Source organism: Marinobacter sp. M-5, from assembly GCF_032911545.1.
Lineage (GTDB): Bacteria > Pseudomonadota > Gammaproteobacteria > Pseudomonadales > Oleiphilaceae > Marinobacter > Marinobacter goseongensis.
Window position 1 is genome coordinate 349,074 of record NZ_JAWJEK010000003.1, and the last position, 26,019, is coordinate 375,092.

Below are 26,019 nucleotides of genomic sequence, written 5' to 3' on the forward strand. Positions count from 1 at the left end.
CATGTTAACCCTGCTCAAAAACGCCCGCCTGAAATACAAGTTCTGGCTGCTCAACATCCTGGTGTTTGCGGTGATGTGCCTGCTGGTGCTTTACGCCATCGACACCATTGCCGACATCACCGGACAAAGTTTTGCGGCCACGTTTTCAAAGGCGGCCCCGGGCTTTGCCCTGGTGGTCGCCGTGCTCATGGCACTGGAAATGGCTGGATCCCAGTTACTGATCTCCTTTATTGAGCGCCACGTTCACCGCCTCAAAGGTACCATGGTAGACGTTCAGGCCTCCGGCAATCTGAGTAAACGGGCGCAGGTGGATTCCACCGATGAAATCGGCGAGATGGGCGACGCATTCAATGCCATGCAGGACCGCACCATGGCCGTGGTCAAAAGCATGAAAGCGGCCATCGACCGGTTGCACAGCGAAGTGCGAGAACTGACCGCCGCAGCGGAGAGCCGCCGCGACGATCTGGCGCGCCAGCAATCCGGGGCCGACCGCTCCGCGGAAGTGATCGCGACCATGCTCCAGAGTTTTGGTGGTATCGCGGAACAGGCCGGCATTGCCAAAACCCTGTCCCACGAGGCGCGCAGCACGGCATTGGACGGCGGTGAACGGGTCTCCCGCAGCGCCGACTCCATTCGCCGCCTGGAGGACGTTATCCGCCATTCCGCCGCCAGTGTGGAATCCCTGGCCGAGAACAGTCATGAAATCAGCAAGGCGGTCACGGAAATCAAGGGCATTGCCGAGCAAACCAACCTGCTGGCATTGAACGCCGCCATTGAGGCCGCACGCGCCGGCGAGCAGGGCCGTGGATTTGCCGTTGTTGCCGACGAAGTGCGCAACCTGGCCCAGCGTGTTCAGGACTCCACCGGGCACATCCAGACCATCATCGACCGTCTGCTGCAGGCGATGGATACGGCTGTCCGCCAGATGACGGAAAGCTCCGCTGACGCCAGCCGCTGCGTGGATGAGTCCGAGCAGGGCCGCAAGGCGCTGGACGCCATCAACTCGGTGGTCAGTCGCATCGACGATACCAACGAGGAGATCGCCGCCATGTCTGCCCACCAGACCGCCTCCACCGGCGACGTGCTGGCCAACGTGCAGGGCATCCGCGACACCACGCAGAGTATGGTGACTCAGCTGGCGGAAAGCGCCGATATGACCCGGCGGCTGAAAAATCTGATTGATTCCCTCGAAGAGGCCTCAAACAGAGTCACAGTCAGCTAGGGGTTTGTGGCACACTCTGCACTCGTTTTTTCGCAGCGTGGACAATGTGCCGATGACCCCGATCCGCTCCCTTTATGACCGTTGGATTCTCCCCCACCCGGTCGCCGTTCTTGTGGTGTTTGCTCTCATCCTTGTTGTCGCCAGCCTGAGGCTGGACCAGTTCCGGCTCGACGCCTCTGCCGAGTCCCTGGTGCTGGAGAATGACCGCTCCCTGGAGCAGTATCGCGAGGTGAATCGCCGCTTCACCACCTCTGACGATTTTCTGATCGTTACCTATACGCCGGCAAATGATCTGTTCAGCTCCGACACACTGGATACCCTGCGGCAGCTCCGCGACGAGCTGGAAGCCCTGGAGGCTGTCAGCTCCACCAACAGCATTCTCAACGTGCCGCTGCTGCACAGCCCGGACCTGACCCTTGACACGGTGGATTCGGAGATCAAGACCATGGACGGCGATGACGTGGCCCCCGACACCGCCCGGGAAGCCCTGCTCAGCAACCCCCTGTATCCGAACCTGTTGATCAGCAAAGACGCTGGCACCACCGCCATCCAGGTCAACCTGCCGACACCGGAACGGTATTTCGAGCTGCTCAATGAGCGCGAGCGGCTGCGCGAGGCGGTGGCCGGTGACGACGCCAATGCCGACGACCAGCAGGCGCTGGAACGGGTGAGCGACGACTTCATCCGCTTCACCGAACAGCTCGGGGCAGAGCGGGAACAGACCATCAGTGAGGTGCGCAGCATTCTGGACACCTACCGGGATAGTGCCGAGATCTACCTCGGTGGTTTACCGATGATCGTTGCCGATATGATCCAGTTCATCCAGAACGACCTGTCAACCTTCGGCATCGGCGTGCTGATCTTCCTGCTGCTGACTCTCGCTCTCATCTTCCGCCAGTGGCGCTGGGTGCTCGTGCCGTTGCTGTGCTGCAGTGTCACGGTGTGGCTGGTGATCGGGTACCTGTCCTGGGCCCAGTGGCCGGTTACGGTGATCTCGTCCAATTTCGTTTCGCTGCTGCTGATCATGACCCTGTCGCTGACCATCCACCTCATCGTCCGTTACCGGGAGTTCCAGCACGACGATCCCGGAGCAGCGCCCCGGGACACTCTTCGCCAGACGGTGCTGGCGATGATCAAACCCTGCTTCTATATGGCCATCACCACCATCGTGGCATTCGGCTCGCTGACCTTCAGTGGTATCCGCCCGGTGATCGATTTCGGCTGGATGATGACCATCGGCCTCTCCGTAGCCTTTCTGGTCACCTTTATCCTGTTCCCTGCGCTGCTGGCACTGTTGCCCCCGCCGGTTGATCGCTTCGTCAGTTCGGACCACGTGCCCTTCACGGACGCCTTTGCGCGCTTCACAGAACACCAAGGCAAACTGGTGCTGGGTGGTTCTGCCGTCATCGCTGTGCTCTGCGTGATTGGCCTGAGCCGGTTGACGGTGGAGAACAGCTTTATCGATTACTTCAAATCCAGCACCGAAATCTATCAGGGTATGATCACCATCGACGACCGCCTCGGCGGAACCACACCGCTGGATGTGGTGATCACCGACGACCCGGCACCGGAAAACAGTGGCTCCGACGATCCGTTTGCCAGTGACTGCGATCCGTTCGTCGACGACTGTGGCGATGAGGCCGAATACCGGGACACCTGGTACACCTACCAGAAAATGGACCGCCTGCGGGGCGTGCACGACTATCTGGACAGCCTCGAGGAAACCGGCAAGGTACTGTCCATCAGCACGACCCTGGATCTGCTGGCCCAGGTCAACGGTGACGAACCGCTGAATGCCCTCGAGCTGGCGTTCGTGCCCTCCGCTGTGCCGGCAGACCTGCAGGACATCCTGCTGACGCCCTATATTTCGGAGGAGCACGATCAGGCCCGCTTTAGCATCCGCATTCTGGAAACCCTGCCGGAGCTACGTCGTCAGGAACTGCTGGATACCATTCACGGCCACCTCACCGGTGAGCTGGGTTTTGATGAGGACCAGGTGCTGTTTACCGGCATGACGGTGATGTACAACAACATGCTGCAAAGCCTGTTCGACTCCCAGATCAAGACCCTGGGCGTGGTGTTCCTTGCCATCATGGCCATGTTCCTGATTCTTTTCCGCTCGCTTCTGATCGCAGTGATCGGCATGGCGCCGAACCTGATTGCCGCCGGCTCAGTGCTGGGTTTGATGGGCTGGCTGAACATACCTCTGGACATGATGACTATCACCGTCGCGGCCATCACCGTCGGTATCGCCGTGGACGACACCATCCACTACATCCACCGATTCAAGACCGAGTTCGCCAAAGACGGCAATTACATTGCCACGATGCACCGCTGCCACCGCAGCATCGGTCGGGCCATGTTCTACACGTCGCTGACGATCATTACCGGCTTCTCGATTCTGGTACTGTCGAACTTCATCCCCACCATCTACTTTGGCCTGTTCACCGGCTTCGCCATGTTCATGGCCTTGGCTGGCGCTCTCACCCTGTTGCCCCGGCTGATCATTCTGATCAAGCCGTTCGGCGCAGGCTCGCCGAGTTAACCGGCCTTCTGGCGTGAGGGCCGGAACGCTTACGTCTCCCGGACCCGGAAAACCCGACGGACACAAAAAAGCCGCCAACGGCCAGAGCCGTGGCGGCTTTTCTTCAGGGCCGACGCTTACTGCATTTGCTGCTGCATCTGACGCTGTTGCTGCATCTGCTGCTGCATCTGCTGCATGCGCTTGTCGAGCTCATTGCGCTGCTCTTCAGTGAACACCGCATCGACCTTGGCCTGCATAAGCGTGGACAACGCGGTCATCTCACCGGTCAGGTCACCCAGTTTTTCTGCATTGTCGCGGATTTTTCCTTCGTCGTAGTCCGGCTTGATCTCGGCCTGGATGGACTGCTGCAATTGTCGCGCCTCAGCCTGGAGCCCCTGGATCTCGCTCTGCATTTCTTCGATGATGCCGCGGATTTCTGTTTGCTGCTCATCGCTCAGCCCGACCAGTTCCGCCAGTTGGTCTACCTGATCACCTTGTGGGGCCTGCTGGCTCATATCTTGCGCCAGGGCGGGAGTGGTCAGGCCAAAGGTCAACATGGCAATGCCGAACAGTTTTACAAGCTTCATAAATATCTCCGTTGTGTATTGCGGTTAAGAGCGTCAGACCCCACACCCTAAAACAAAACATCCCCCGCTTTCACCCCGATACCCCCTCTTTTTATACACATTTATTAATCCGGTCATCGGAATCCCGCAGCAGCAGCGGCCTCAATCAAATGTGAAAATTTAGTCATTCCGGTCCATAATGGCGCCGTTCAGCCAACACTGGAGTCACACCATGGCGATTAACTGGTTTCCCGGGCACATGCACAAGGCCCGCAAGGAGATCAAAAAAGTAATGCCACAGATGGACCTGATTATCGAGGTTCTTGATGCCCGCATTCCGTTCAGCAGTGAAAACCCGCTGGTTCCCAACCTGCGTGGCGATACTCCGCTGATCAAGGTGCTCAACAAGCGTGACCTGGCAGACCCGGACATCACCGCCCAGTGGCAGACGTGGCTGGAGAAGGAGCGGGGCGTGCGAACCATCACCCTGACCCACAACCAACGCAGCGAAGCGCTGGACATTCTCCGGCTTGCCACAGAGATGACCCCCAACCACGACCGGCAGAAGAGCGCACTGCGGGTGATGATTCTGGGCATTCCCAACGTTGGCAAATCGACCCTGATCAATACGCTCGCCGGACGGCCGGCGGCCAAGACCGGCAACGAGCCCGCAGTGACCCGCGCCCAGCAGGCCATCAAACTGCCCGACAACGTGTTGCTGTATGACACTCCCGGTTTTCTGTGGCCGAAGCTGTCGCCGGAAGCCTGCGGTTATCGCCTCGCCATCACCGGCGCCATCCGCAGCGCCGTGCTGGATTTCGAGGACATAGCCCTGTTCGAAGCGGACTACCTGCTACAGGCCTACCGGGACCTGGTCATGAAACGCTACGGATTGGATGAGACGCCGGTGGATGGCCTGGCGCTGATGGATGCCATCGCCGCCAAACGCCGGTTCTTCGCCCGCGGCGGCATACCGGACCTGCACAAGGTGTCGGAAGTGCTGCTGAACGAACTGCGGGCCGGCACCCTCGGGCGTATTTCCCTTGAAACGCCGGTCATGGTTGAGCAGGAAACCCGGGAGGCGGAAGCCGCCAGAGCCGCCAAGGAAGCGGAGCAGTCACGCTGACGGGCAACGGCACACCCGCAGCCAGCCTTTGGCAATGACCTCCGACGGCAGGGCATCAAACATCTCCCTGGCAGTCCTTACGAGGTGGGGCTGATCGTAGAATCCGGCCTCTGCGGCCACATGGGATACCGGCTTGCCCGGCGTCCAGAAGCTCAGAGCCCGGGTCATTTTCAGGTGCAGCAGGAACCGCCGCAGTGGCACGCCCGTCTGCTGGCGAAACAGGTGGCTCAGGCGCGAGTTAGACAGCCCGACCCCGGCAGCCAGCGCACTTACATCCAGTTTATCCGGTAGGTCACGCCGCAGCGACTCACAGACCCGGGACACCCGGTCATCCAGTGCCGCGGGTGGATGCCCTACCCTCCTCACCAAGCCGCTCAGGTGGTTCCTCATCGCGGCGCAGCCGGTCTCGCCTGTTGGCAGTCGCATCTCCTTACTGAATGCGATGTCGACCGAGCGGTCATCGCCCACCAGTGGCGCCAGTGCGCGCCAGAACGGGCTATCGGGGTCGAGCTGGGCAATCCACATGGCAGCGCACCCCGGGTCCAGCGCCTGGGGCACGTCGGGCGCGACAACCGCCGCCCGGGTGCGCCGCCACTGTCCATCAACCTGTAACCTGAACGACTGATCCAGACCCACCAACAACGAGGCACTGATGTGGCGGTGCGCCCGGTTCGGCATCAACTGCCCGAGCACCTGCCAGTGATCCGGCCACAGAAATAACGTGCCCCTCCCGGCTCCCATGCTGTGGGTGTCTTGCGCGGATTTCACAACCATAGCCATGACCTGACGAATTCGGAGCTGCCAAGCATAGCCCAATCCGCGGTATTCAGTGACCCCCTGAGGAATTCTCCGGCTGTGAGCCCAGTGCATGCGGAACCGGAATGCCCAACTTGGCGGCAAACTCGACACTGACGAAAATCGGCCCGATCAGCAGAAATACCAGGTCTTCAACAAACGAGGGTTTCTTGCCCTCTACTTTGTGGCCATAGACCTGCAAGGCCCAGGCCGCGATCCAGACCACCAGACTGGTCCAGAACAGCGACCAGCCGGCGGCCACCACGCTCTGAATAGCCCATACCGACAGCGCGAACCAGCCCGCCATCAGCACGAACACGGCCAGCGAGAGCTTCAGGTACACCATGCCGGACACGGCCGCCAGCAGGGTTGCACCGTTCACCCATTCCGCGGCCGCGTCAGAAAGCCCGAGCCAGTGGCCCACCGGAATCAGCCAGAACAGACCAAGGGTGGATACCAGAATGGCAGGCACACACACGAAGTGTATCCACTGGTTCAGGGGGTTCTGATGGCTGTCACCATAATCGTGAAGAAACCGGGACAGAGTGCGCACGAAAGTCTCCTTTTTGTCGTCATTGAGACCGCCCAGGGTATCAGCGGCGTGGTCCACTGCCTTGTACGTAACGGCTATTGCCGGCGACTGCCCCTTACCAAGGTCAAATATCACCACCGCGGCAAACCCCTTACACTGCCAAACAATGTCATCGATTCAATGGCGTCGCCCCAAGGGGCGATCCGTTCCAGGAGGAGCATATGAGACGCGTTGTCGTCACCGGTATGGGCATTGTGTCATGCCTGGGCAATTCCACCGCTGCGGTGCTGGAAAGCCTGAAGGGCGGGCGCTCCGGCATCCGCTTCAATCAGACCTACAAAGACATGGGCTTTCGCAGCCAGATTTCCGGATCTGTGAACGTGGACACCAGTGTGATCGACCGCAAGCTGCGCCGTTTCATGGGTCAATCCGCCATGTACAGCTACCTGGCCATGGAGCAGGCTGTGGCCTCCGCCCAACTGAGCGAGGACCTGGTATCCAGTGATCGCACCGGACTCATTGCAGGCTCTGGTGGCGCCTCCAGTGCCAGCCAGGTGGAGGCGGTGGATCTGATGCGGGAGAAAGGTGTCAAACGCATCGGCCCCTACATGGTGCCCCGCATCATGACCAGCACCGTCTCGGCGTGCCTGGCCACCGCCTTCCGCATTCGTGGGGTGAACTACTCGATGTCCTCAGCCTGCGCCACCAGCGCACACTGCATTGGCCACGCCATGGAGCAGATCCAGTCCGGCAAACAGGACATTGTCTTCGCCGGTGGCGGAGAAGAAGAAGACTGGAGCCTGACCATGCTGTTTGACGCCATGGGCGCCCTGTCCACCAAGTATAACGATGAGCCGGCGACCGCCTCGCGCCCTTTCGACAGCGGCCGTGATGGTTTCGTGATTGCCGGTGGTGGTGGCATGCTGGTGATGGAAGAGCTGGAACATGCCCGCCGCCGAGGCGCACCCATCATCGCCGAGCTCACCGGTTACGGCGCCACGTCTGACGGACACGACATGGTGGCGCCCTCCGGTGAGGGCGCCATGCGCTGCATGAAACAGGCGTTGGCCACAGTGAGCCGCCCCGTGGATTACATCAATGCCCACGGCACCAGCACGCCTGTGGGTGATGTGGCCGAGCTGGGCGCGGTGCGCAGCGTGTTCGGTGACACCCTGCCGCCGATTTCCTCCACCAAGTCCCTTTCCGGACATTCCCTGGGGGCATCCGGCGTCCACGAGGCCATCTACTCGCTGCTGATGCTGCAGCACAGGTTTATTGCCGGTACCGCCAATTTGAACAATCCGGACGAAAAGGTCGGCGACATGCCCCTGGTTGGCCCGCAAGCCCGCGACACCGGGCTGACCACTGTCATGTCCAACAGCTTCGGCTTCGGCGGCACCAACGCGTCATTGATTTTCCAGAGGGTCTGATTCGGGCACGGAGCCGCCGGCAACCATGCGGCGGCTTTCTCCGGGAATTACCTACCCCGTCGACAGCATCTATCATTGGCAAAGCAGGCCATCCGTATTAAGGTACGGTTTTGATATGAATCAATCTGGATGGTTCATCCGCCATGGCACAAGTAATCCGAATCAAGCAAGCCTCGCCGCTCAAGGCGTCCTGTCACAAGTGCAGTCTCAGCAATCTCTGCCTGCCGCTTGCGATTGAGGAAAACGACCTTGATCGGCTCGAGGACATCGTGCAGCAGGGACGCATCTTTACTCGTGGCGAACACATTTTCGAGCAGAGTACACCTTTCCGATCCTGTTTCGCGGTGCGTAGCGGTGCGGTGAAAACCTCGATCATCACCGAGGGGGGCGAAGAGCAGGTCACCGGTTTCTTCATGCCCGGCGAGCTGGTTGGTCTCGACAGCATGAGCGGCGAGAGCTATGCCAGTACCGCCAAAGCCCTGGAGCGCACCAGTGTGTGTGAATTCCCGGTAGAGAAACTCGAAGAGTTGACCGGCAAATTGCCGGATCTTCAGCACCACATGTATCACCTGATGAGTCAGGAGATACAGAACAGCCATCAACTGGCAATGTTGCTGAGCAAGAATACCGCCGAGGAGCGCATCGCCGCGCTGCTACTGTCATTATCCAGCCGCTTCCAGCGTCGACGCATGTCGCCTACCAATTTCAGCCTGCCCATGGCACGTAATGACATTGCCAACTTCCTGGGACTGGCGGTGGAAACCGTCAGCCGGGTGTTCACCCGCTTCCAGAACCAGGGCATTATCCGCGCCCGCGGGCGGGAAGTGGAGCTGTTGGATGTGGAAGCACTGCAGCTGGCGACCCGGGACTCGGCACGCCAGGGCGGCTAGTCCCTGGCAAGTACCTCCAGCTCGGCTGTCAGCCCTGATCGCCAGGGCTGCTGCTTGATGCCGAAGGTGTTGCGAATCTTGGTACAGATCAGGGTGGCGTTGGCAGGTTCCAGCGTTGCCCATTCCGGCACATCGTCCACCACGCGAATACCCGCCGGAATGCCCGGTAAGCCGGCGATGGCCAGGCCCAGCTCATACAGAGTGATTTCTTCCGCACCTGCGTACTGATAAGTGCCCCACACTTCCGCACCGCAATCCAGCTGCAGGATCACCGCCGTCATTACCCTCGCCAGGTCCCGCACCGTCACCGGCTGACCGCGGCAACGGCCCGGCAACCGCAGGGTCTCGCCGCCATAGGTGCTTTTCTGCACCTTGCGGATAAAACGCCCCAGACTCCAGCCGGTCCGCAGAATAATGTGCCGGGGCAGTAACGTCCGTAACGCCTGCTCACACTCCCACTGCCAGTTACCCAGTTCATTGCTGGGCTGCCCGGGATTAGAGGCGATGTAAGCGCTCTGTTTGCGACCATCAAACACATAACAGGAAGACAATTGCAGCAGCGCCATGTGGCGCTCACCGGCGAACTCCGCCAGCGCAACCGGCAGGGAAAAAGCGGCCAGGTGAACGCGCTCGGGGTCCCGCTCGGCCACTTCCGGGTCGGTCAGCCAGAGGGCGTTGACGATCAGATCCGTGTCCTCGGGAATCCATTCCTCCAGCGCTGACAGGTCTGCCCTGTCAGGATCACTGACCAGCAAGGGCGTGACCAGCAGCGGCGTTTCACGCAGCCGCTCCAGCAGCACCTTGCCCAACGGGCCGTAATCATGAACCACTACAACATGCACAAGCGTCCAACGCCTCCCGGAATATCACTGATGTGACGGACACCCCATTACGCTCAAGCCAATGGCACACGAGGTAACCGCCATACAATACTATGGAAATGACCAATCAGAACCCGCTGAGCATACAACAACAGGAACCGACATGCTGAAACAACAAAGCCATATCGTCGCCCCCATCTCCGATGAGCTGAGAACCCGTGCCCTCTACACCGTGGGTGAACTGCGGGAGCGAGGCAAGGCCGACAAGGAAGCCATCGATAAACTCTTCAACCTGATCGTCGAAATGACCGACGACGGCCTGGATTTCTTCTTTCTGGAGCCACTGCGCCGGCTGAATGCCAGCAGCATGATGATGGGGATGGCCAGAGTGGGCATCAGCAGCATGCTCAAAGGCAGCAAGATGGTGGTTCACAAGGTGCTGAAAAAACTGGACGATCGCAGCCTCGGCGCCATTCTCGACTTCATCGAGGAAATCATTCACGAGCCTGAGCCCGCGGCCTGACCCCCGCTGCCGGCTATCAGTACAGCCTGGGCACCCGGGCTGTAACCCCCGTCAGCAATTCATAGCCGATTGTACCTGCGTGGGCCGCCACTTCATCGACACTGACCTGCGGTCCCCACAGCTCGACCGCATCCCCCTCTCGGGCGTCCGGAGCGGACGACAGATCCACTGCCAGCATATCCATGGATACCCGGCCAATCAGACGTATGCGTTTGCCTCTGATGGCCGCAGGCGTGCCCGTGCCGGCATGCCGCGGGTAGCCATCGCCGTAGCCCACGGCCACCATTCCCATCCGGGTATCCCGGTCGGCAACCCAGGTAGCGCCGTAACCCACGCAATCGCCCGCCTGCAGCAGGCGTGTGGCTATCAACGGTGCTTCCAGTGTCATCGCGGCTTTCAAACCCAGCTCAGACCCGGTCTGACCGATCATCGGCGAACCACCGTACAACATGATGCCGGGCCGGCTCCAGTCGAACAGCGCCTGACCCTCAAGAAAATGCGCAGCGGAATTGCCCACACTCTTTTCCAGATGCGGCCACGGGGCCACGGCACGGGAAAACCGCCGGGTCTGCTCCGCCGTGACCTGACTGGCCGGGTCATCGGCACAAGCGAAATGGGTAACGAACCCTTGCAAGGCACTTTGCAGCGCCGGTTTGGCGCTAAGCGCATCCACCCGCGCCGCGAGACTCTCCGCAGGGAACCCGAGTCGGTTCATCCCGGTGTTGACCTTCAGCCAGAAGGCCGGAATCTCCGCAGCAGCGCCCAGCCAGTCCAGTTGATAATCGCTGTGAAGCACCGGATGAAATCCCCGGCGCGCGCATTCCGCCATGTCGTCGCGTTGGTGAATCCCCTGTAACAGCACCACCGGCTGGGACAATCCCGCCTCGCGAATCGCGAGCGCCTCTTCCAGACACGCCACCGCATAGCGCGGCGCCTCATCAGCCAGCGCCCGCGCGACGGCGGCGATGCCATGGCCGTAGCCATCGGCCTTGATCACCGCCATGACCCTGGCCGAGCCCGCACGCTCACAAGCCATCCGGTAGTTATGGCGGATGGCACTGGTATCAATGCGCGCGACGGTACTGCGGGGCATCAGTAATCCCCACCGTAATCGCCATAGTCCCCGTGCGCCAGATCTTCAAATTTGGTGTATTTTCCGATAAAAGCCAGACGGAGCGTGCCAATCGGGCCGTTTCGCTGTTTACCAATGATGATTTCGGCAATGCCCTTGTCGGGGGTATCCTCGTTGTAGACTTCATCCCGGTACACAAACATGATGACGTCGGCGTCCTGCTCGATGGCACCGGATTCCCGCAGGTCGGAATTCACCGGGCGTTTGTTGGGGCGCTGCTCGAGGCTCCGGTTCAACTGGGACAGCGCCACCACCGGGCAGCTCAGCTCTTTCGCAAGACCTTTGAGAGAACGGGAAATTTCGGAAATCTCCGCCGTTCTGCCCTCGGTATTGCCCGGCACCCGCATCAGCTGCAGATAATCCACCATGATCAGACCGATCTTGCCACCGTTCTCCCGTGCGATACGACGGGCGCGGGAGCGCATTTCGGTCGGGCTCAGGCCGGGGGTGTCGTCAATGTAGAGGGGCTTGTCCTTGAGCAGACTCACCGCAGACGTCAGCCGCGGCCAGTCATCCTCTTCCAGCTTGCCGCCGCGGACCTTGGTCTGGTCGATCCGGCCCAGCGAGGACAGCATACGCATCGCCAGGGCATCGGCCGGCATCTCCATACTGAACACCAGCACCGGAGTGCCGGTGCTGATCAGCGCGTTCTCCACAATGTTCATGGCAAAGGTGGTCTTACCCATGGACGGTCGCCCCGCCACGATGATCAGGTCGGCCGGCTGCATCCCGGAGGTCTGATCATCCAGATCCCGGAAGCCGGTGGTCAGACCGGTGGTTTGCTCGCCGGACTCGAACAGTTCTTCAATCCGGCTCAGCGCCTTGGTCAGGATGGGATTGATGGCCTGGGGACCGGATCCCTCCTTGGCACGGGATTCAGCAATCTTGAAAACGCTGCGCTCTGCCTCATCCAGCACTTCCGCACTGGTCCGGCCAAGGGGATTGAACGCCGAATCGGCGATCTTTCCGGACACCTCAACCAGACTGCGCAGGATCGAGCGCTCCTTGACGATGTCGGCGTAGGCACGGATGTTCGCCGCGCCTGGTGTTTTCTCCGCCAGCTCCGCCAGGTATGACAGACCGCCGGCGTCTTCGATGTCGCCGGCGCGCTCCAGAAACTCCGCCAGCGTGACCACATCGAGAGGCTCGCTCTCGCTGGACAGACGCTCTGCGGCCGCGAAAATCAGGCGATGATCCTGGCGGTAGAAATCGGCTGCGGAAATCACTTCGCTGACTTCATCAAACCGGCGGTTATCCAGCATCAGACCACCCAGTACCGCCTGCTCGGCTTCGACCGAATGAGGTGGCACCTTGATGCGGCTGGTTTCCAGGTCGGTTTTCGCAGGTTTGAGATTGGGATTGGCCATGAACACATCTTCAGTTAGGGATCGCTTCCGCGACAGTTTAAGCCCATTGCGTGCCAGATGGGAGGGGCTGTCGAAACCTGAAGCATATCAGAAAGCAACAGGCCCGGAACCCGCATCTGCGGGGCCGGGCCTGTGGCGCCATTACCGTTCGGTATTACGAACGGTAATGGCCTTTGTCACTGGTTGTGGACTCGCCCCGGCGTTGCCACCGCGACAGGAGCCCACAGCAACCGATTACTCGGCTACCACAACCAGCTTGATCTGGACGGTCACGTCGGAGTGCAGCTGCAGCTCGATGTCGTACTCGCCGATCGCGCGAAGCGGACCTTCGGGCAGACGAACTTCGCTCTTCTCGACTTCGGTGCCACCGGCGGTCACGGCATCAGCGATGTCGCGAACACCAATAGAACCGAACAGCTTGCCTTCATCACCGGCCTTGGAGCTGATGGTGAAAGACGCACCTTCCAGCGCTTCGGCGCGAGCGGTCGCTGTCGCCAGCTTGTCGGCAGCGGCTTTTTCCAGCTCTGCGCGGCGCTCTTCAAAGGCCTTCAGGTTATCAGCTGTTGCTGCAACCGCTTTGCCGTAAGGCAGCAGAAAATTACGACCGTAACCGGCCTTTACCTTGACCTTGTCACCGAGTGAACCAAGGTTTGCTACTTTCTCGAGCAGAATAACTTCCATCTCGTTAACCTCTTCGTGCTTTATTCAGCCGGCCCGGCGGGTTTGATTCGCCCCCGGATATCCAGCCAGCTATCCACAAACGCCAGAACTACCAACAGAATCATCAGGCTTGGGCCCAACAGCACCAATGCTATATAAAACAGCACCAGCCACTGGCCATTCAGATTTTTACGACCTACCACACCGTGGACCAGCGCCAGGCTTGCCAGGAACAGCGGCATACCGGCAGCCCAACCCAGCAACATGGAGTTCAGCCCCAGAAGAGGCCCCGCCACCATGGTCACTGCACAAAGCACAGCCACCACCGGAGACAGCCGGAAAGCATGAAACTCTTTCCGGAACCCGCCCGGGTTGTACAACCCAGCCTGCCAGGCGCGCGCCAACATGGTCATCGCCACCCCTGTTACCAGGTAGGTGCCTGCCATGCTGGCATTCATGGTGTCCCGAATCACAGTCTCAAGTTCATCACCCAGACTACGGGCCACCTCGGCGTTGTATTGTTCGTAAAAACTGACCCCGGTACGGACCAGATCGTCCAGCAGACCGGGGTATATCACGGGCAACATCAGCCCGATGACAATCGCCAGAAAACTCCCCGCAAGGAGTGCTTTCTCCCAGGACAGGGAAAGTCTGAGAACCGACGCCATCAGCATCACTTCCAGCAACACCGCCAGGGCCGTCGGGTCTTGCCCGAACCAGCTCCAGCCCAGTGCCGGCAATAATGCCCAGAGGCCAATTTGCAGCCCCTGACCGATACCCAGCCTGAGAATCACCAGGCCAATAACGGCAGCGCCAATCCAGAACAACAGGGGTATGGCCGATGCAACCGCCGCAACCCCGCCTGCCTGCAGGGGACCGCGCATTACAAACTGTGCCAGTGCACGCATGGTCCCAAGTCCTGTTTATCTGTTAATTAGTTATCGTGGCTGTCCGAATACGGCAGCAGTGCCAGGTAGCGGGCACGCTTGATAGCGGTAGCCAGCTGACGCTGATAACGTGCTTTGGTGCCGGTGATGCGGCTGGGCACGATTTTGCCGGTTTCAGTGATATAACCTTTCAGAGTGTCCAGATCTTTGTAATCGATCTCTTTCACACCCTCTGCCGTGAAGCGGCAGAACTTACGACGTCTGAAAAAACGAGCCATAACTTAACTCCTCAACTCCGGTTAATTACTCTTCTTCGTCCTGGGTTTCAGCCTGACGACTTTCGTCAGAATCGGCCGAACGACGGGGACGATCTTCGCCACTGGGACGACGGTCCTCGCGGGACTCAGCGGCTTTCAACGGAGACAGATCGGTAACAGCCTCATCGCGACGCAAAATCAGGTCACGGATAATGGCATCGTTGAACCGGAAGTTGTGGGTCAGCTCGTCCATAGCGGCCTGTGAACATTCAGCGTTCATCAGCACGTAGTGAGCTTTGTGAATCTTGTTGATCGGGTAAGCCAGGTGACGACGGCCCCAATCTTCCAGGCGATGTACCTTGCCGCCATCTTCAGTGATGACGCTGGTATAACGCTCGATCATAGCGGGCACCTGCTCGCTCTGATCCGGGTGTACCATAAATACGATTTCGTAGTGACGCATGAGTTCTCCCTACGGTTTGAACAGCTTCCTTTTCAGCGGGCGGCATAAAGCGCCGGAATCCGATAAATATGAAAGCAAGGAGGTGGCAGTCAAGCTGCCGGTTTCTTTTGCTTTATCAATAAGGCATGTCAGACAGACCTGATCAAAAGCGTCGCGTTGCGGCCCGGAATTCAGGCAATACAACACCGCCCCTATAAAAAGGGGTCACGTATTCTAGGCGTGTGGGTGGTTCTATGCAAGCCTCTGACGCAGAGCTTCGTAGAGACAGACGCCGGTGGCCACCGACACATTGAGGCTGTCGACGTGCCCGAGCATGGGGATATTGATCAACGCGTCGCAGTGCTCGCGGGTCAGCCGGCGCATACCCTTACCTTCCGCGCCCATAACCAGCGCCACAGGACCGGTGAAGTTTGCCTGGTACAGTGTGCTGCCTGCCTCGCCGGCGGTGCCGACCAGCCACACACCCTGCTCCTGGAGCGCGCGCAGGCAGCGCGCCAGATTGGTCACCCGCACAAAAGGCACGGTCTCCGCCGCGCCGCACGCCACCTTACGGGCAACCGGCGTCAACGTGGCAGACTTATCCTTGGGCACAATCACCGCCTGCACACCCACCGCGTCCGCCGTGCGCATACAGGCCCCAAGATTGTGGGGGTCGGTCACACCATCAAGTACCAGCAGGAACGGTGGCTCGCTGGCAGCGGCCAGCATGGCCATGAGATCGTCTTCACCCCATTCCCGGCTTTCCGATACCGCCGCCACCACACCCTGGTGCACGCCGGCGACTTTCTCATCCAGCGTCTTGCGATGCACCACGCTCCAGCGCACCCCGAGGGTGTCCAGACCATCGGTGATGGTTTTGACCCGGCGATCCTGGCGCCCGGTCTGAATCCAGACCTGCTGCAACCGCTCCGGCTCGCGTTTGAGGACGGCCTCAACCGCATGCCAACCAAATATGAACTCTCCGGACACTGATTATTTTCCTGACTTACGGGGTTTCCGTTTCTTGTCCTTGCCCAACGCCAGCTTGGCCGCCTGAGCGATCAGCTCATCCCGCGCCGACAACGGCTCGTTCGCGGAACCCGGCTCTTTTGCCGCAGGTTTGTCACGGGAGGCGTCTCTGGACTTGCCTTTGGGCTTGTCGCCCGCACTTTTCGCAGGACGCTTTTTCGCGGCGGGCCGCTCACCGGTGGCCGGCTTGTCACGGTTATCCGCGCGCCCCCGGGGCTTACCGTCGCGGGCGCCGCCCTTGCCACGCCCCTTGGTGTTGCCACGAGGCTCCTTGCGAGTCACTACCAGCGCATCACGATCGGCCTGGCGATGGCGCGGCTCACTGATCAGCTCCAGGTCGATCTTGCGATCTTCCATGCCGACACGCACCACCTTCACCCGCACCTCATCGCCAAGCCGGAAACTCTGAGCCGTGCGCTCGCCAATCAGCCGGTGTTTGGCGGCGTCGTGATGGAAAAAGTCACCATTGAGGGTGGATACGTGCACCAGGCCCTCGATGTAGACACCCGACAGCTCCACAAAGAAACCGAAAGGCACCACGGCGGCGATCACGCCGTCAAACTCTTCACCCACATGATCGCTGAGGTACTCGCACTTGAGCCAGGCCATCACGTCACGGGTGGCATCATCGGCACGGCGCTCGGCCATGGAGGTGTGCTCACCGAGCCGCTCCATCCGCGCGAAGTCGTAGGGGTAATTGGACAGCTCCGGATCACGCTTCGGCGGCTTGACCACATCCTTGGCCTGACTCTCGCCGTGAATGACGGACTTGATGGCCCGGTGGGCAATCAGGTCAGGGTAGCGTCGAATGGGCGATGTAAAGTGAGCATAGCCCGCGAAACCGAGACCGAAGTGCCCGCCCTCTTCCGGGCTGTAGACCGCCTGACTCAGAGACCGCAACATCACCGTCTGGATCACGTTGGCATCCGAGCGATCGGAAATGTGGGACAGCAATTCCTGGTAATCAGCCGAGGTGGGGCTGTCGCCACCACCGAGCTGCAACCCCAATTCGCTCAAGAACAGCCGAACCGCATTCAGCCGCTCTTCCGAGGGGCCGTCGTGAACCCGGTACAGGGCCGGCAGCTTGTATTTCTTGAGGAAGCGCGCGGTAGCCACGTTGGCGCACAGCATGCACTCCTCGATGATCTTGTGAGCGTCATTACGCTGTACCGGCACGATTTCTTCAATCTTGCGGTTGGCGTCAAACACGATTTTGGTTTCGGTGGTTTCGAAATCAATCGCGCCGCGCTCGGTGCGGGCCTTGCGTAATAGCTGATACAGACCATAGAGATTATGCAGCTGCGGCAGCACATGGGCGTACTGCTCACACAGCTTGTAGCCTTGCTCCGTATCCGGCTGCTCCAGCATGGCGCTGACCTTGTTGTAGGTCAGTCGCGCGTGGCTGTACATCACCGCCTGGTAGAAGCTGTAGCTGCTGATATTACCTGCGGCACTGATGGTCATGTCTGCCACCATGCACAGCCGGTCAACGCCTGGGTTCAGGGAGCACAGGCCGTTGGACAGCTTTTCCGGCAGCATCGGCACAACATGATCGGGGAAATAGACGGACGTACTGCGGTTGACGGCCTCATCATCCAGCGGCGTGCCCGGACGGACGTAATGAGACACGTCCGCGATCGCAACCAGCAGGCGGTAACCGCCCCGTGGGCGGGGCTCACAGTAGACCGCGTCATCGAAGTCCCGCGCGGTTTCGTCATCGATGGTGACCAGGCGAAGGTTACGGATATCCACCCGGTTCGCCTTGTCTTTCTCTTCCACTTCTTCGGCAATCTTCGCCGTCTGCTCGCCAACCGCCGGCGGCCAGCTGTGGGGAATGTCATAGGAGCGGATGGCAACGTCGATTTCCATACCCGGCGCCATGTGCTCACCGAGGATTTCCACTACTTTGCCCAGCGGCTGGGTGCGCACAGTGGGCTGACGAATGATATCGACCACCACGTACTGGCCGTGACGTGCTTCACCACAGTTCTCCTGGGGCACCAGCACCTCATGGTTGATGCGAGCATTTTCCGGCACCACAAAACAGATGCCACTCTCCTGGAAGAAACGGCCAACGGTCTGGCTGGTACGATGCTCCAGCACTTCAACAATCACGCCCTCGCGGCGCCCCTTGTCGTCAACCCGATCGACCCTTGCAGCAACACGATCGCCGTGAAATACCTGGCGCATCTGGCGCGCGGTCAGGAACAGATCGCTACCGCCGTCGTCAGGAATCAGGAAGCCGAAGCCATCCTTGTGACCTACCACGCGGCCGGTCACAAGGTCCGCCTCTTCGATGGGGAGGTAGGCGCCACGGCGGTTACAGATCAGCTGGCCGTCACGGCACATGGCAATCAGCCTGCGTCGCAAGGCCTCAATGCCCTCTTCGGATTCCTGCCCCAGTTCGTCGCAGAGCGTCTCGTGAGTTGCGGGTGCACCGCGCTCCTTGAGGTGCTCGAGAATGAATTCTCTGCTCTGGATGGGGTTGTCGTAATTTTGCGCCTCACGACTGGCGTGCGGATCTCTGTCCGTCTTTTTTCTGGAAACCATTCGGATCCTTGTCCTGTCCGCACCGAAGATGGTGCGGTTATATTGCGTGTGTTCGGGAGTATAACGCCGGATAGGTCGGCCTGCCTAACCGGCGGCGAAATAAAGCAATTAAATTCGGGAAAATAATCTTCAAAAAAATGTTTGACAGCTTTTTATCGAATCATTAAAGTACGCGCCATCGGTTGAGGCACACACCTCAACGCTGGCAGAACCGTCCGGTCCAACGACCCGCGACGTGACTGCAAATCACCTGCCGAGGTGGTGAAATTGGTAGACACGCTAGCTTCAGGTGCTAGTGGGGGCAACCCCGTGGAGGTTCAAGTCCTCTCCTCGGCACCATTTCCTTCCCCAGGAAATGAAGAACAAATTCCCGATTCAAACACAGTCCGATAATGCTCCGAGCATCCATGCGTCCGGCATATTCGATCGTGCTTTCCAGACATGATGGACCAGCGCCCGAAGGCGCCTACTCCACCAGCCCTGTCAGATACTCCGACAATCGTTGGTAGCCATAATCCACACGCCCGAAAATCGACGACGGCACGTCCTCGAATTCGCGCCCACAGGACGCCAGTGTTCTGACCTTGGTCAGATAGGCATCGGTAATCAGATCCGGCTGTTCACCCACGTAGTCGGGCGCCCCTTGCGGAGCGTAGTAAAGGGTCCAGTCGAACCCACCATTGGCGGTGACATGATCAAGGCCGGCACTCACCGGGTCGGCAAAGGTGTAGCGCAACAGTCGGAAGAAATCACCGCGGGTATCCATCTCCAACTGCAGCGACTCAAAACCGGCCGGTGCGCCGGGGGCATCAAAGCTGTAAGGCTGAATAGCCGATACTGCATGGTTTGCCGCTTTCACCCCTTCGTCCAGGACACAGGTACTGACACCACCGGAGGGTGACAGCACGACCTCCTCTACGCCGTTTACCTGCAGGCGGTAGCCGTTGAACACCGGGGACGGATCCGTTGCATCCGGATCCACGGCACTGTTGGTGTAATCCGGCGCCAGTGTGCGGGTTTCCAGTCCGGACACCGCCGACAACTCGCTGACCTGACCGTCCGTCATGACCCAGGCGTAGGTGATTTCGGCCGGCCCACCCAGCGCACTGCCATCGGCTAGACCTTCCTGACAGGACGTCGCCGTCTCGAAGTAGGCTCTCTGCTCCTCCCAGTCGAAGGTCAGGCGCTCATCCACGGCACTGCCCTCCTCTTCATAGGCGGTGCGGCTGTGCAACGACAGTGAAATGGAAGGCAACCACTGCACACCGAGCGCGGCCATTTGCCCACCGACATTGATCAATCGCGCCATTTCCGGCATCGCGGGCATCATGCAGCCGTTGGCAGAGACCGACATCAGCCGTCCGTCGGGGCTGTAGTCGAAATGCAGTTCCGCGGACACCTGAAGATTGGAGCGGTTCTCGGGCAACCCGCCATTTTCCGGGTGGGCATACACCTGCTGCACTGTCAGCAACAGCGGATCCGCCAGCTCCAGCGGCACCTCGGGAAAATCGAGGGCGGCCACATCCACATTCTCATAGCCACCCTGCGAAGCCGCGTCATCCACAAGTCCCACAAGCTCGCCCGCGTTCTGAACCAATGACAGCCCTAACAGGTAGGCCGCCCGCGGGCTCAGAATCCGTTCGGTGCCGTCGGCATCGCTGGCGGCTAACGCCTCGCTGAACGGGAACTGGCTGGCCATGAAGCGGGCAAACGCCCGCGCGTAGGCATGGGCCCGCTCATCACCAGCGAGAATGTAATCCGACAGCAGGTTGATGCTGCCAAGCGAGTCGTTGGCACTGCCGGTACCCGAAACCAGTGGACTGGCCCCCGCGAGCCGCCGATAACGCACCAGCGTGCTCAACGGCGTGATATTTCTCACCCCCGGAGGAGCCGACATCATATAGGCATCCTCAATGGTTTGATCGCCGTTGCGCCGCTGCTCGACGGTCTTGCCCGGCAACGCCATGGCGAACAGCGGGTAATCCCGCGGGTCCAGATCCGGCGCCTCTGCCGGGTCACTCAGCAGCTCACCGATATCCAGCACAAATACGCCATCCTCACCGGACAAGGCCGTCGGTTCGCCCGAGGCCAGCGTCACCAGGGTGCCGGACTCCAGCTCAACCGTCAGTGGTCCGGGGGTGAATTGGCTGTCGCCATCAAGATCTAGCCAGACCCTGGCATTGCTCAGGTAACCGTCGATGACCCGTCCGGTGTAGGGTGCGGGATCGCTGTAGCTCACGCCGTCAAAGTCACGACCGTCGACGGGCAGATCATCAGACTCTTCGCCACAACCGACGAGGGCCAGGGCAAACAGCGAAAGGAACAGGGGGAAGGAACGTTTCATGGCAGCAACCGGTTATCCTTGTTGGAGGTTGTGCCGCTACTGTAGGAGATGTGGGGAGGAGGAACCTTGATAGGTTTGGCAATTTGTAAAGTTTGGTAACCAATGGTCCCGGCAGCCATCAGCCACCGGGACCCGGATCCGGTCAGAAGGAGCGGGCAACGATCTCTTTCATGATTTCGTTGGTGCCGGCGTAGATCTTCTGCACACGGGAATCCGCCCACGCCCGGGCGATCGGGTATTCCCACATGTAACCGTAACCACCGTGCAGCTGCACGCACTCGTCCATCACCTTGCACTGGATGTCCGTGGTCCACTGCTTGAGCATGGCCGCGGTGGGGATGTCCAGCTTCTTCTCGAGGTGAAGCTCCAGGCACCGGTCACAAAACACCCGCGCGGCAGTAATCTCTGCTTTCATCTCGGCCATCTTGAAACGGGTGTTCTGGAAAGCGATCACCGGCTTACCGAAGGCTTTGCGCTCCTTGACGTAGTCCAGCGTCCACTTCCAGGCTGCTTCGGCGGCGGCAACCGCCGCCAGCGCCACTTGCAGACGCTCGGCCGGCAATTCCTGCATCAGCTGGAAAAAGCCCTGCCCTTCCATGGTACCCAGCAGGTTCTCGACCGGCACCTTCACGTCCTGGAAAAACAGTTCGGAGGTGTCTTGGGCCTTCATGCCAACCTTGTTCAGGTTCTGGCCTTTTTCAAACCCTTCCCAGGCGGTCTCGACCAGCAGCAGACTGATGCCCTTCGCCCCTTCCTTCGGGTCGGTTTTGGCAACCACAATCACCAGATCCGCAAGCTGACCATTGGTGATGAAGGTTTTCGATCCGTTCAGGACGTAGTGGTCACCATTCTTGACCGCGGTAGTTTTTACCCCCTGCAGATCAGAGCCGGCACCCGGCTCGCTCATGGCGATGGCGGTGATCATTTCACCGGAAGCCATCTTGGGCAGATAGTATTCTTTCTGCGCCTGGGAACCGTAGCTGAGGATGTAGGGTGCGACGATGTCAGAGTGCAGCGCCCAGCCGATGCCGGAGAGGCCAGCATAGGACACTTCTTCCATGATTACGGCGCTGTAACGGAAATCCGCACCTGCGCCGCCAAATTCTTCCGGAATGGCCGGGCACAGGAAGCCCAGCTCGCCACCCTTACGCCACAATTCCCGGCTGACCTGGCCGTCTTTCTCCCATTGTTCGTGGTAAGGCGTGGCTTCCTGTTCCAGGAATTTACGAACGGAATCGCGGAAGCCTTCAAGATCGGCGTCAAAGAGTGTGCGTGGAATCATGGTAAACCTCGGTGAATGACCAATGTTGTGATTGTCGTTCACCAAGTCTCTGCTGACTGGTCATTTCGCTCAATGGTGAAAACCATCAATCGGGCTGACCAAAACCATCGCTCCCGGCGCTTACTGACGCTGGTCATCGCGTTTGCCGTCAGCGCGTTCCTCGCCCCAACGCGGCATCAGATCCTGGGGCAGGTCCAGATGGTCGAGAATACGGGCCACGATGAAGTCCACCAGGTCGTTTACCGACTGCGGGTTATGATAGAAGCCCGGGCTGGCCGGCATGATCACGGCGCCCATGCGGGTCAGTTTCAGCATGTTATCGAGATGCACCTCGGAATACGGCGCTTCCCGCGGCACCAGAATCAGCTGCCGCCGCTCTTTCAGGGCGACATCGCCGGCCCGCTCGATCAGGTTGTTGCTGGCCCCGGTGGCCAGCGCCGACAAGGTGCCGGTGCTGCAGGGACAGACCACCAGCGGCGCTTTTTCCCCGGAGCCTGATGCCGGCGGGGCAAACCAGTCTTCCCGCCCGAACACCAGCAACTGGCCCGGCGCGGCGCCGGTAAACCCTGCCAGTGCAGCCTGCATGGCCGGCGGCGAGCCCGGCAGTTTGAGGTCGGTTTCCGTCGCCATCACCACCTGCGCAGCGCGGCTGACCATCACATTCACGGTGCAGCCGGCTGCGACCAGGCACTGCAGCAGACGCAGCCCATACTGGGCGCCGGAAGCGCCTGTGAAGGCCAGGTTGATGGTTCGTGGTGAGCTGCTTTGCTGCGCTGTTGTCTCTGTCATGCCGGATATTTACGCTCAAGTTCGGCAATCAGTTTCTGGTGGATGCCACCAAAACCGCCGTTGCTCATGATCACAATGTGGCAGGGACCAGAAATCTTTGCCAGCGTCTGCTCAATCAGCGCCTCCACCGTGTCCTCCACCTGGTGCTGAACCGTTTGTCCCGGGTCGGCCGACCAGGCATTCACCAGCGCCGGCAACCACGTCAGTTGATTCAGATTGGCCCAGATAACGTGGTCGGCAGCGGCAGCACTGGGCAGCAGGGCCTGCTGATGCACCCCCTGCTGCATGGTGTTCGAGCGGGGCTCGATAAGCGCCAGCACCGGCTCGTCCCCCACCTTGTGGCGCAACCCCTCCAGGGTGGTGGCAATGGCGGTGGGGTGATGGGCAAAATCGTCGTACACACTGACGCCGTTGATTTTCGCCAGCAACTCCATGCGGCGCTTGACCCCGGAGAAACGGCACAGAGCAGCCACCGCGTGGTCCGGCGTCACCCCTACATGGCGCGCGGCAGCGATGGCGGCCAGCGCGTTGCGGACGTTGTGCAGCCCGGTCTGGGACCAGGTCACCGTTGCTACCGGCTGCTCATGGTGCACCACCATGAAGCGGCTGCCATCCTCCGCCAGCAATTCCGCGCGCCAGTCGGTGGTGTGCGCCACCTCGCTGCCGATGGCGGTGCTTTGCACCCCGCTCCAGCACCCCATTGCCAGAGCGCGATCCAGGTGCACATCGCGGGCGGGGCGAACAATCAGACCGCTGGACGGCACGGTGCGCACCAGATGATGAAATTGCCGTTCGATCGCTTCAACATCGTCGAAAATATCCGCGTGATCGAATTCGAGGTTGTTCATGATCAGCGTATGGGGACGGTAGTGCACGAACTTCGAGCGCTTGTCGAAAAACGCGCTGTCGTATTCGTCCGCTTCGATCACGAAGAAGTCACTGGAACCAAGGCGGGCCGACACCGGAAAATCCTGCGGCACGCCACCCACCAGATACCCGGCGTCAAAACCGGCCTGATCCAGAATCCACAGCAGCATGGAGGTGGTAGTGGTTTTGCCATGGGTGCCGGCAACCGCAAGAACCCAGCGGTGGCGCAGCACTTCCCGCGCCAGCCACTCCGGCCCGGACATGTAGTCGATGTTGCGATTGAGCACCGCCTCCACTTCCGGATTGCCACGGGACATGGCGTTGCCAATCAGTACCAGGTCCGGCTTCGGCTCAAGATTCTCAGCGCGATACCCGTCCATCAGGCCAATGCCCTGGGCTTCCAGTTGGGTACTCATGGGCGGGTACACCCCCTGGTCCGAGCCGGTCACCGTGTAGCCCAGCTCCCGGGCCAAGACCGCCAGGCTGCCCATGAATGTGCCGCAAATCCCCAGGATATGAATGTGCATGACCGGTCTGACCCCTTACTTGGTCCAAAATAGAACGTGCCAAGCCTCCCGTATAGATCACGAGCCGTCAAGCGCTTCGTTATCCGCAATCCTGCTCATGAAAAAAACCGGCAATTGGCGTATCATCGGCGGCATTTACTGAACCAGCAGGAGGCACCAGCCCGAGATGGCCACCAAGAACGCTTTTTATGCTCAATCCGGCGGTGTGACCGCAGTCATTAACGCCAGCGCCTGCGGGGTCATCCAGACCGCGCGTAAATACCCGGATCGCATTGGCAAGGTGTATGCCGGCCGCAACGGGATTCTCGGCGCACTCAAGGAAGAGCTGATTGACACCAGCCTGGAAAGCGACGAGGCCATTCAGGCGCTGATACACACCCCCGGGGGCGCTTTCGGCTCCTGCCGGCACAAACTCAAGAACATTTCCGAGAACCGGCGCGAGTATGAACGCCTGATCGAGGTATTCCGCGCACACGATATCGGCTACTTCTTCTACAACGGCGGTGGCGACTCCCAGGACACCGCCTACAAAGTGTCCCAGCTGGCCGACAAAATGGGGTATCCGATCACCTGCATCGGCGTACCCAAGACCGTTGACAACGATCTGCCCTTCACCGACTGCTGCCCCGGTTTCGGCTCCGTTGCCAAATACATCGCCACTTCCACGCTCGAAGCCAGCCTAGACATCAAATCCATGTGTGAGACCTCGACCAAGGTGTTCATCCTTGAGGTGATGGGCCGTCACGCCGGCTGGATCGCCGCAGCCGGCGGACTGGCCGGCCAGGGCGAAGGCCAGCCTCCGCACATCATTCTGTTCCCGGAAATTCCGTTTGACCGTGAGGCGTTCCTGGCGCGCGTGGAATTCTGTGTGAAGGAATACGGCTACTGCGTCATTGTTGCCTCGGAAGGCGCCCAGTACGAAGACGGTCGCTTCCTGGCGGATGCCGGCGCCAAGGATGCCTTTGGTCATACCCAACTGGGCGGTGTGGCACCGGCGCTGGCCAACATGGTCAAGCAGGCCCTGGGCCACAAATACCACTGGGCAGTGGCGGATTACCTGCAACGCAGTGCCCGCCACATTGCCTCGGCCACCGACGTGGAGCAGGCCTATGCGGTGGGCAAGGCCGCGGTAGAAATGGCCATGGAGGGCAAGCAGGCCCTGATGCCAACCATCGTTCGCGAACAGTCAAAGCCGTATCGCTGGCACATCGGCGAGGCGCCCCTGAGCGAGGTGGCCAACCAGGAGAAGAAAATGCCGATCCACTACATCACCGATGACGGCTTTGGCATCACTCAGGATTGCCGGGATTACCTTGAGCCACTGATCTACGGCGAGAGCTTCCCGCCGTTTGACAACGGTCTGCCGCGGGTGGCAAAACTGCAGAATACCCTGATCGAAAAGAAGCTGAAGACAGGTTTCGAGCTCTGATCTCCGGTTGGGGTGCCCGGTAACAGCG

The 26,019-nt window shown here is 60.1% G+C and carries 23 protein-coding genes and 1 tRNA gene; 8 read left to right on the forward strand and 16 right to left on the reverse strand.

Going from position 1 to position 26,019, the window contains the following annotated elements:
- Position 1: 1 nt before the first annotated feature.
- A complete protein-coding gene (locus R0125_RS14760; protein WP_248184215.1) occupies positions 2–1,222 on the forward strand; it encodes a methyl-accepting chemotaxis protein in 1,221 nt (406 codons plus the stop codon).
- A 52-nt stretch (positions 1,223–1,274) separates the two neighbouring features.
- Positions 1,275–3,767 carry an efflux RND transporter permease subunit gene (locus tag R0125_RS14765; RefSeq protein WP_317238672.1) on the forward strand — a complete coding sequence of 831 codons (2,493 nt, stop codon included), beginning with the start codon at positions 1,275–1,277 and terminating at the stop codon, positions 3,765–3,767.
- A gap of 116 nt (positions 3,768–3,883) precedes the next feature.
- Here R0125_RS14765 and R0125_RS14770 read toward each other — a convergent pair whose 3' ends face one another.
- Positions 3,884–4,333, reverse strand: a complete 450-nt coding sequence (locus R0125_RS14770) for a Spy/CpxP family protein refolding chaperone (RefSeq protein WP_248184206.1) — start codon at positions 4,331–4,333, stop codon at positions 3,884–3,886.
- Between the two features lie 211 nt (positions 4,334–4,544).
- On the opposite strand from R0125_RS14770, the gene ylqF reads away from it, so the two are divergent.
- On the forward strand, positions 4,545–5,438 hold the full coding sequence (ylqF, locus tag R0125_RS14775; RefSeq protein ID WP_248184204.1) for a ribosome biogenesis GTPase YlqF: 894 nt from the start codon (positions 4,545–4,547) through the stop codon (positions 5,436–5,438).
- Here ylqF and R0125_RS14780 read toward each other — a convergent pair.
- Together R0125_RS14780 and R0125_RS14785 are read right to left on the reverse strand one after the other, a co-directional pair.
- A complete protein-coding gene (locus tag R0125_RS14780; protein ID WP_317238673.1) occupies positions 5,430–6,212 on the reverse strand; it encodes an AraC family transcriptional regulator in 783 nt (260 codons plus the stop codon). The genes ylqF and R0125_RS14780 overlap by 9 nt on opposite strands.
- A 52-nt stretch (positions 6,213–6,264) precedes the next feature.
- Positions 6,265–6,903 carry a DUF962 domain-containing protein gene (locus tag R0125_RS14785; protein ID WP_317238674.1) on the reverse strand — a complete coding sequence of 213 codons (639 nt, stop codon included), beginning with the start codon at positions 6,901–6,903 and terminating at the stop codon, positions 6,265–6,267.
- Positions 6,904–6,986: 83 nt separating this feature from the next.
- Here R0125_RS14785 and fabB point away from each other — a divergent pair, with 83 nt between their 5' ends.
- Together fabB and fnr are read left to right on the forward strand one after the other, a co-directional pair.
- Entirely contained in the window at positions 6,987–8,195 is a 1,209-nt protein-coding gene (fabB, locus tag R0125_RS14790) for a beta-ketoacyl-ACP synthase I (protein WP_317238675.1), read from the forward strand.
- A gap of 143 nt (positions 8,196–8,338) precedes the next feature.
- Positions 8,339–9,085: a fumarate/nitrate reduction transcriptional regulator Fnr gene (gene fnr, locus R0125_RS14795; RefSeq protein WP_317238676.1), complete on the forward strand. Its 747-nt coding sequence runs from the start codon at positions 8,339–8,341 to the stop codon at positions 9,083–9,085.
- Here fnr and R0125_RS14800 read toward each other — a convergent pair.
- Positions 9,082–9,927, reverse strand: a complete 846-nt coding sequence (locus R0125_RS14800) for a sugar nucleotide-binding protein (RefSeq protein ID WP_317238677.1) — start codon at positions 9,925–9,927, stop codon at positions 9,082–9,084. The genes fnr and R0125_RS14800 overlap by 4 nt on opposite strands.
- Before the next feature lie 142 nt (positions 9,928–10,069).
- Between R0125_RS14800 and R0125_RS14805 the strand changes: the two genes are divergently transcribed.
- The gene (locus tag R0125_RS14805; RefSeq protein ID WP_248184189.1) at positions 10,070–10,429 is read left to right on the forward strand and encodes a hypothetical protein; all 360 of its coding nucleotides are present in this window, start codon (positions 10,070–10,072) and stop codon (positions 10,427–10,429) included.
- A gap of 16 nt (positions 10,430–10,445) precedes the next feature.
- On the opposite strand, the gene alr is transcribed toward R0125_RS14805, so the two are convergent.
- From alr to rnr, 8 genes are all read right to left on the reverse strand, one after another.
- Positions 10,446–11,522: an alanine racemase gene (alr, locus tag R0125_RS14810; RefSeq protein ID WP_317238678.1), complete on the reverse strand. Its 1,077-nt coding sequence runs from the start codon at positions 11,520–11,522 to the stop codon at positions 10,446–10,448.
- Positions 11,522–12,928: a replicative DNA helicase gene (gene dnaB, locus R0125_RS14815; RefSeq protein WP_317238679.1), complete on the reverse strand. Its 1,407-nt coding sequence runs from the start codon at positions 12,926–12,928 to the stop codon at positions 11,522–11,524. The genes alr and dnaB overlap by 1 nt, the downstream gene beginning before the upstream one ends.
- Before the next feature lie 234 nt (positions 12,929–13,162).
- On the reverse strand, positions 13,163–13,609 hold the full coding sequence (rplI, locus tag R0125_RS14820) for a 50S ribosomal protein L9 (protein ID WP_248184182.1): 447 nt from the start codon (positions 13,607–13,609) through the stop codon (positions 13,163–13,165).
- 20 nt (positions 13,610–13,629) lie between these two features.
- Entirely contained in the window at positions 13,630–14,496 is an 867-nt protein-coding gene (locus tag R0125_RS14825; protein ID WP_248184181.1) for a hypothetical protein, read from the reverse strand.
- 26 nt (positions 14,497–14,522) lie between these two features.
- Entirely contained in the window at positions 14,523–14,753 is a 231-nt protein-coding gene (gene rpsR, locus R0125_RS14830; RefSeq protein WP_007154918.1) for a 30S ribosomal protein S18, read from the reverse strand.
- 25 nt (positions 14,754–14,778) lie between these two features.
- Positions 14,779–15,195, reverse strand: coding sequence for a 30S ribosomal protein S6 (gene rpsF, locus R0125_RS14835; RefSeq protein WP_248184179.1), 417 nt, complete (start codon positions 15,193–15,195; stop codon positions 14,779–14,781).
- 231 nt (positions 15,196–15,426) lie between these two features.
- On the reverse strand, positions 15,427–16,164 hold the full coding sequence (gene rlmB / locus R0125_RS14840; RefSeq protein WP_248184177.1) for a 23S rRNA (guanosine(2251)-2'-O)-methyltransferase RlmB: 738 nt from the start codon (positions 16,162–16,164) through the stop codon (positions 15,427–15,429).
- Positions 16,165–16,167: 3 nt separating this feature from the next.
- Complete coding sequence (gene rnr / locus R0125_RS14845; protein WP_317238680.1) at positions 16,168–18,753, reverse strand: ribonuclease R; 2,586 nt, start codon at positions 18,751–18,753, stop codon at positions 16,168–16,170.
- Between the two features lie 252 nt (positions 18,754–19,005).
- Between rnr and R0125_RS14850 the strand changes: the two genes are divergently transcribed.
- Positions 19,006–19,092, forward strand: a tRNA-Leu gene (locus R0125_RS14850).
- A 127-nt stretch (positions 19,093–19,219) separates the two neighbouring features.
- Here the strand turns inward: R0125_RS14850 and R0125_RS14855 are convergent.
- From R0125_RS14855 to mpl, 4 genes are all read right to left on the reverse strand, one after another.
- Entirely contained in the window at positions 19,220–21,097 is a 1,878-nt protein-coding gene (locus R0125_RS14855; protein WP_317238681.1) for a hypothetical protein, read from the reverse strand.
- 142 nt (positions 21,098–21,239) lie between these two features.
- Positions 21,240–22,379, reverse strand: a complete 1,140-nt coding sequence (locus R0125_RS14860; RefSeq protein ID WP_248184172.1) for an acyl-CoA dehydrogenase family protein — start codon at positions 22,377–22,379, stop codon at positions 21,240–21,242.
- Positions 22,380–22,499: 120 nt separating this feature from the next.
- Entirely contained in the window at positions 22,500–23,168 is a 669-nt protein-coding gene (locus R0125_RS14865; protein ID WP_317238682.1) for a flavin prenyltransferase UbiX, read from the reverse strand.
- Positions 23,165–24,562, reverse strand: coding sequence for a UDP-N-acetylmuramate:L-alanyl-gamma-D-glutamyl-meso-diaminopimelate ligase (mpl, locus tag R0125_RS14870; protein WP_317238683.1), 1,398 nt, complete (start codon positions 24,560–24,562; stop codon positions 23,165–23,167). Before mpl ends, R0125_RS14865 begins: the two co-directional genes overlap by 4 nt.
- Positions 24,563–24,728: 166 nt before the next feature.
- On the opposite strand from mpl, the gene R0125_RS14875 reads away from it, so the two are divergent.
- A complete protein-coding gene (locus R0125_RS14875; protein WP_248184164.1) occupies positions 24,729–25,991 on the forward strand; it encodes a 6-phosphofructokinase in 1,263 nt (420 codons plus the stop codon).
- Positions 25,992–26,019 lie beyond the last annotated feature (28 nt).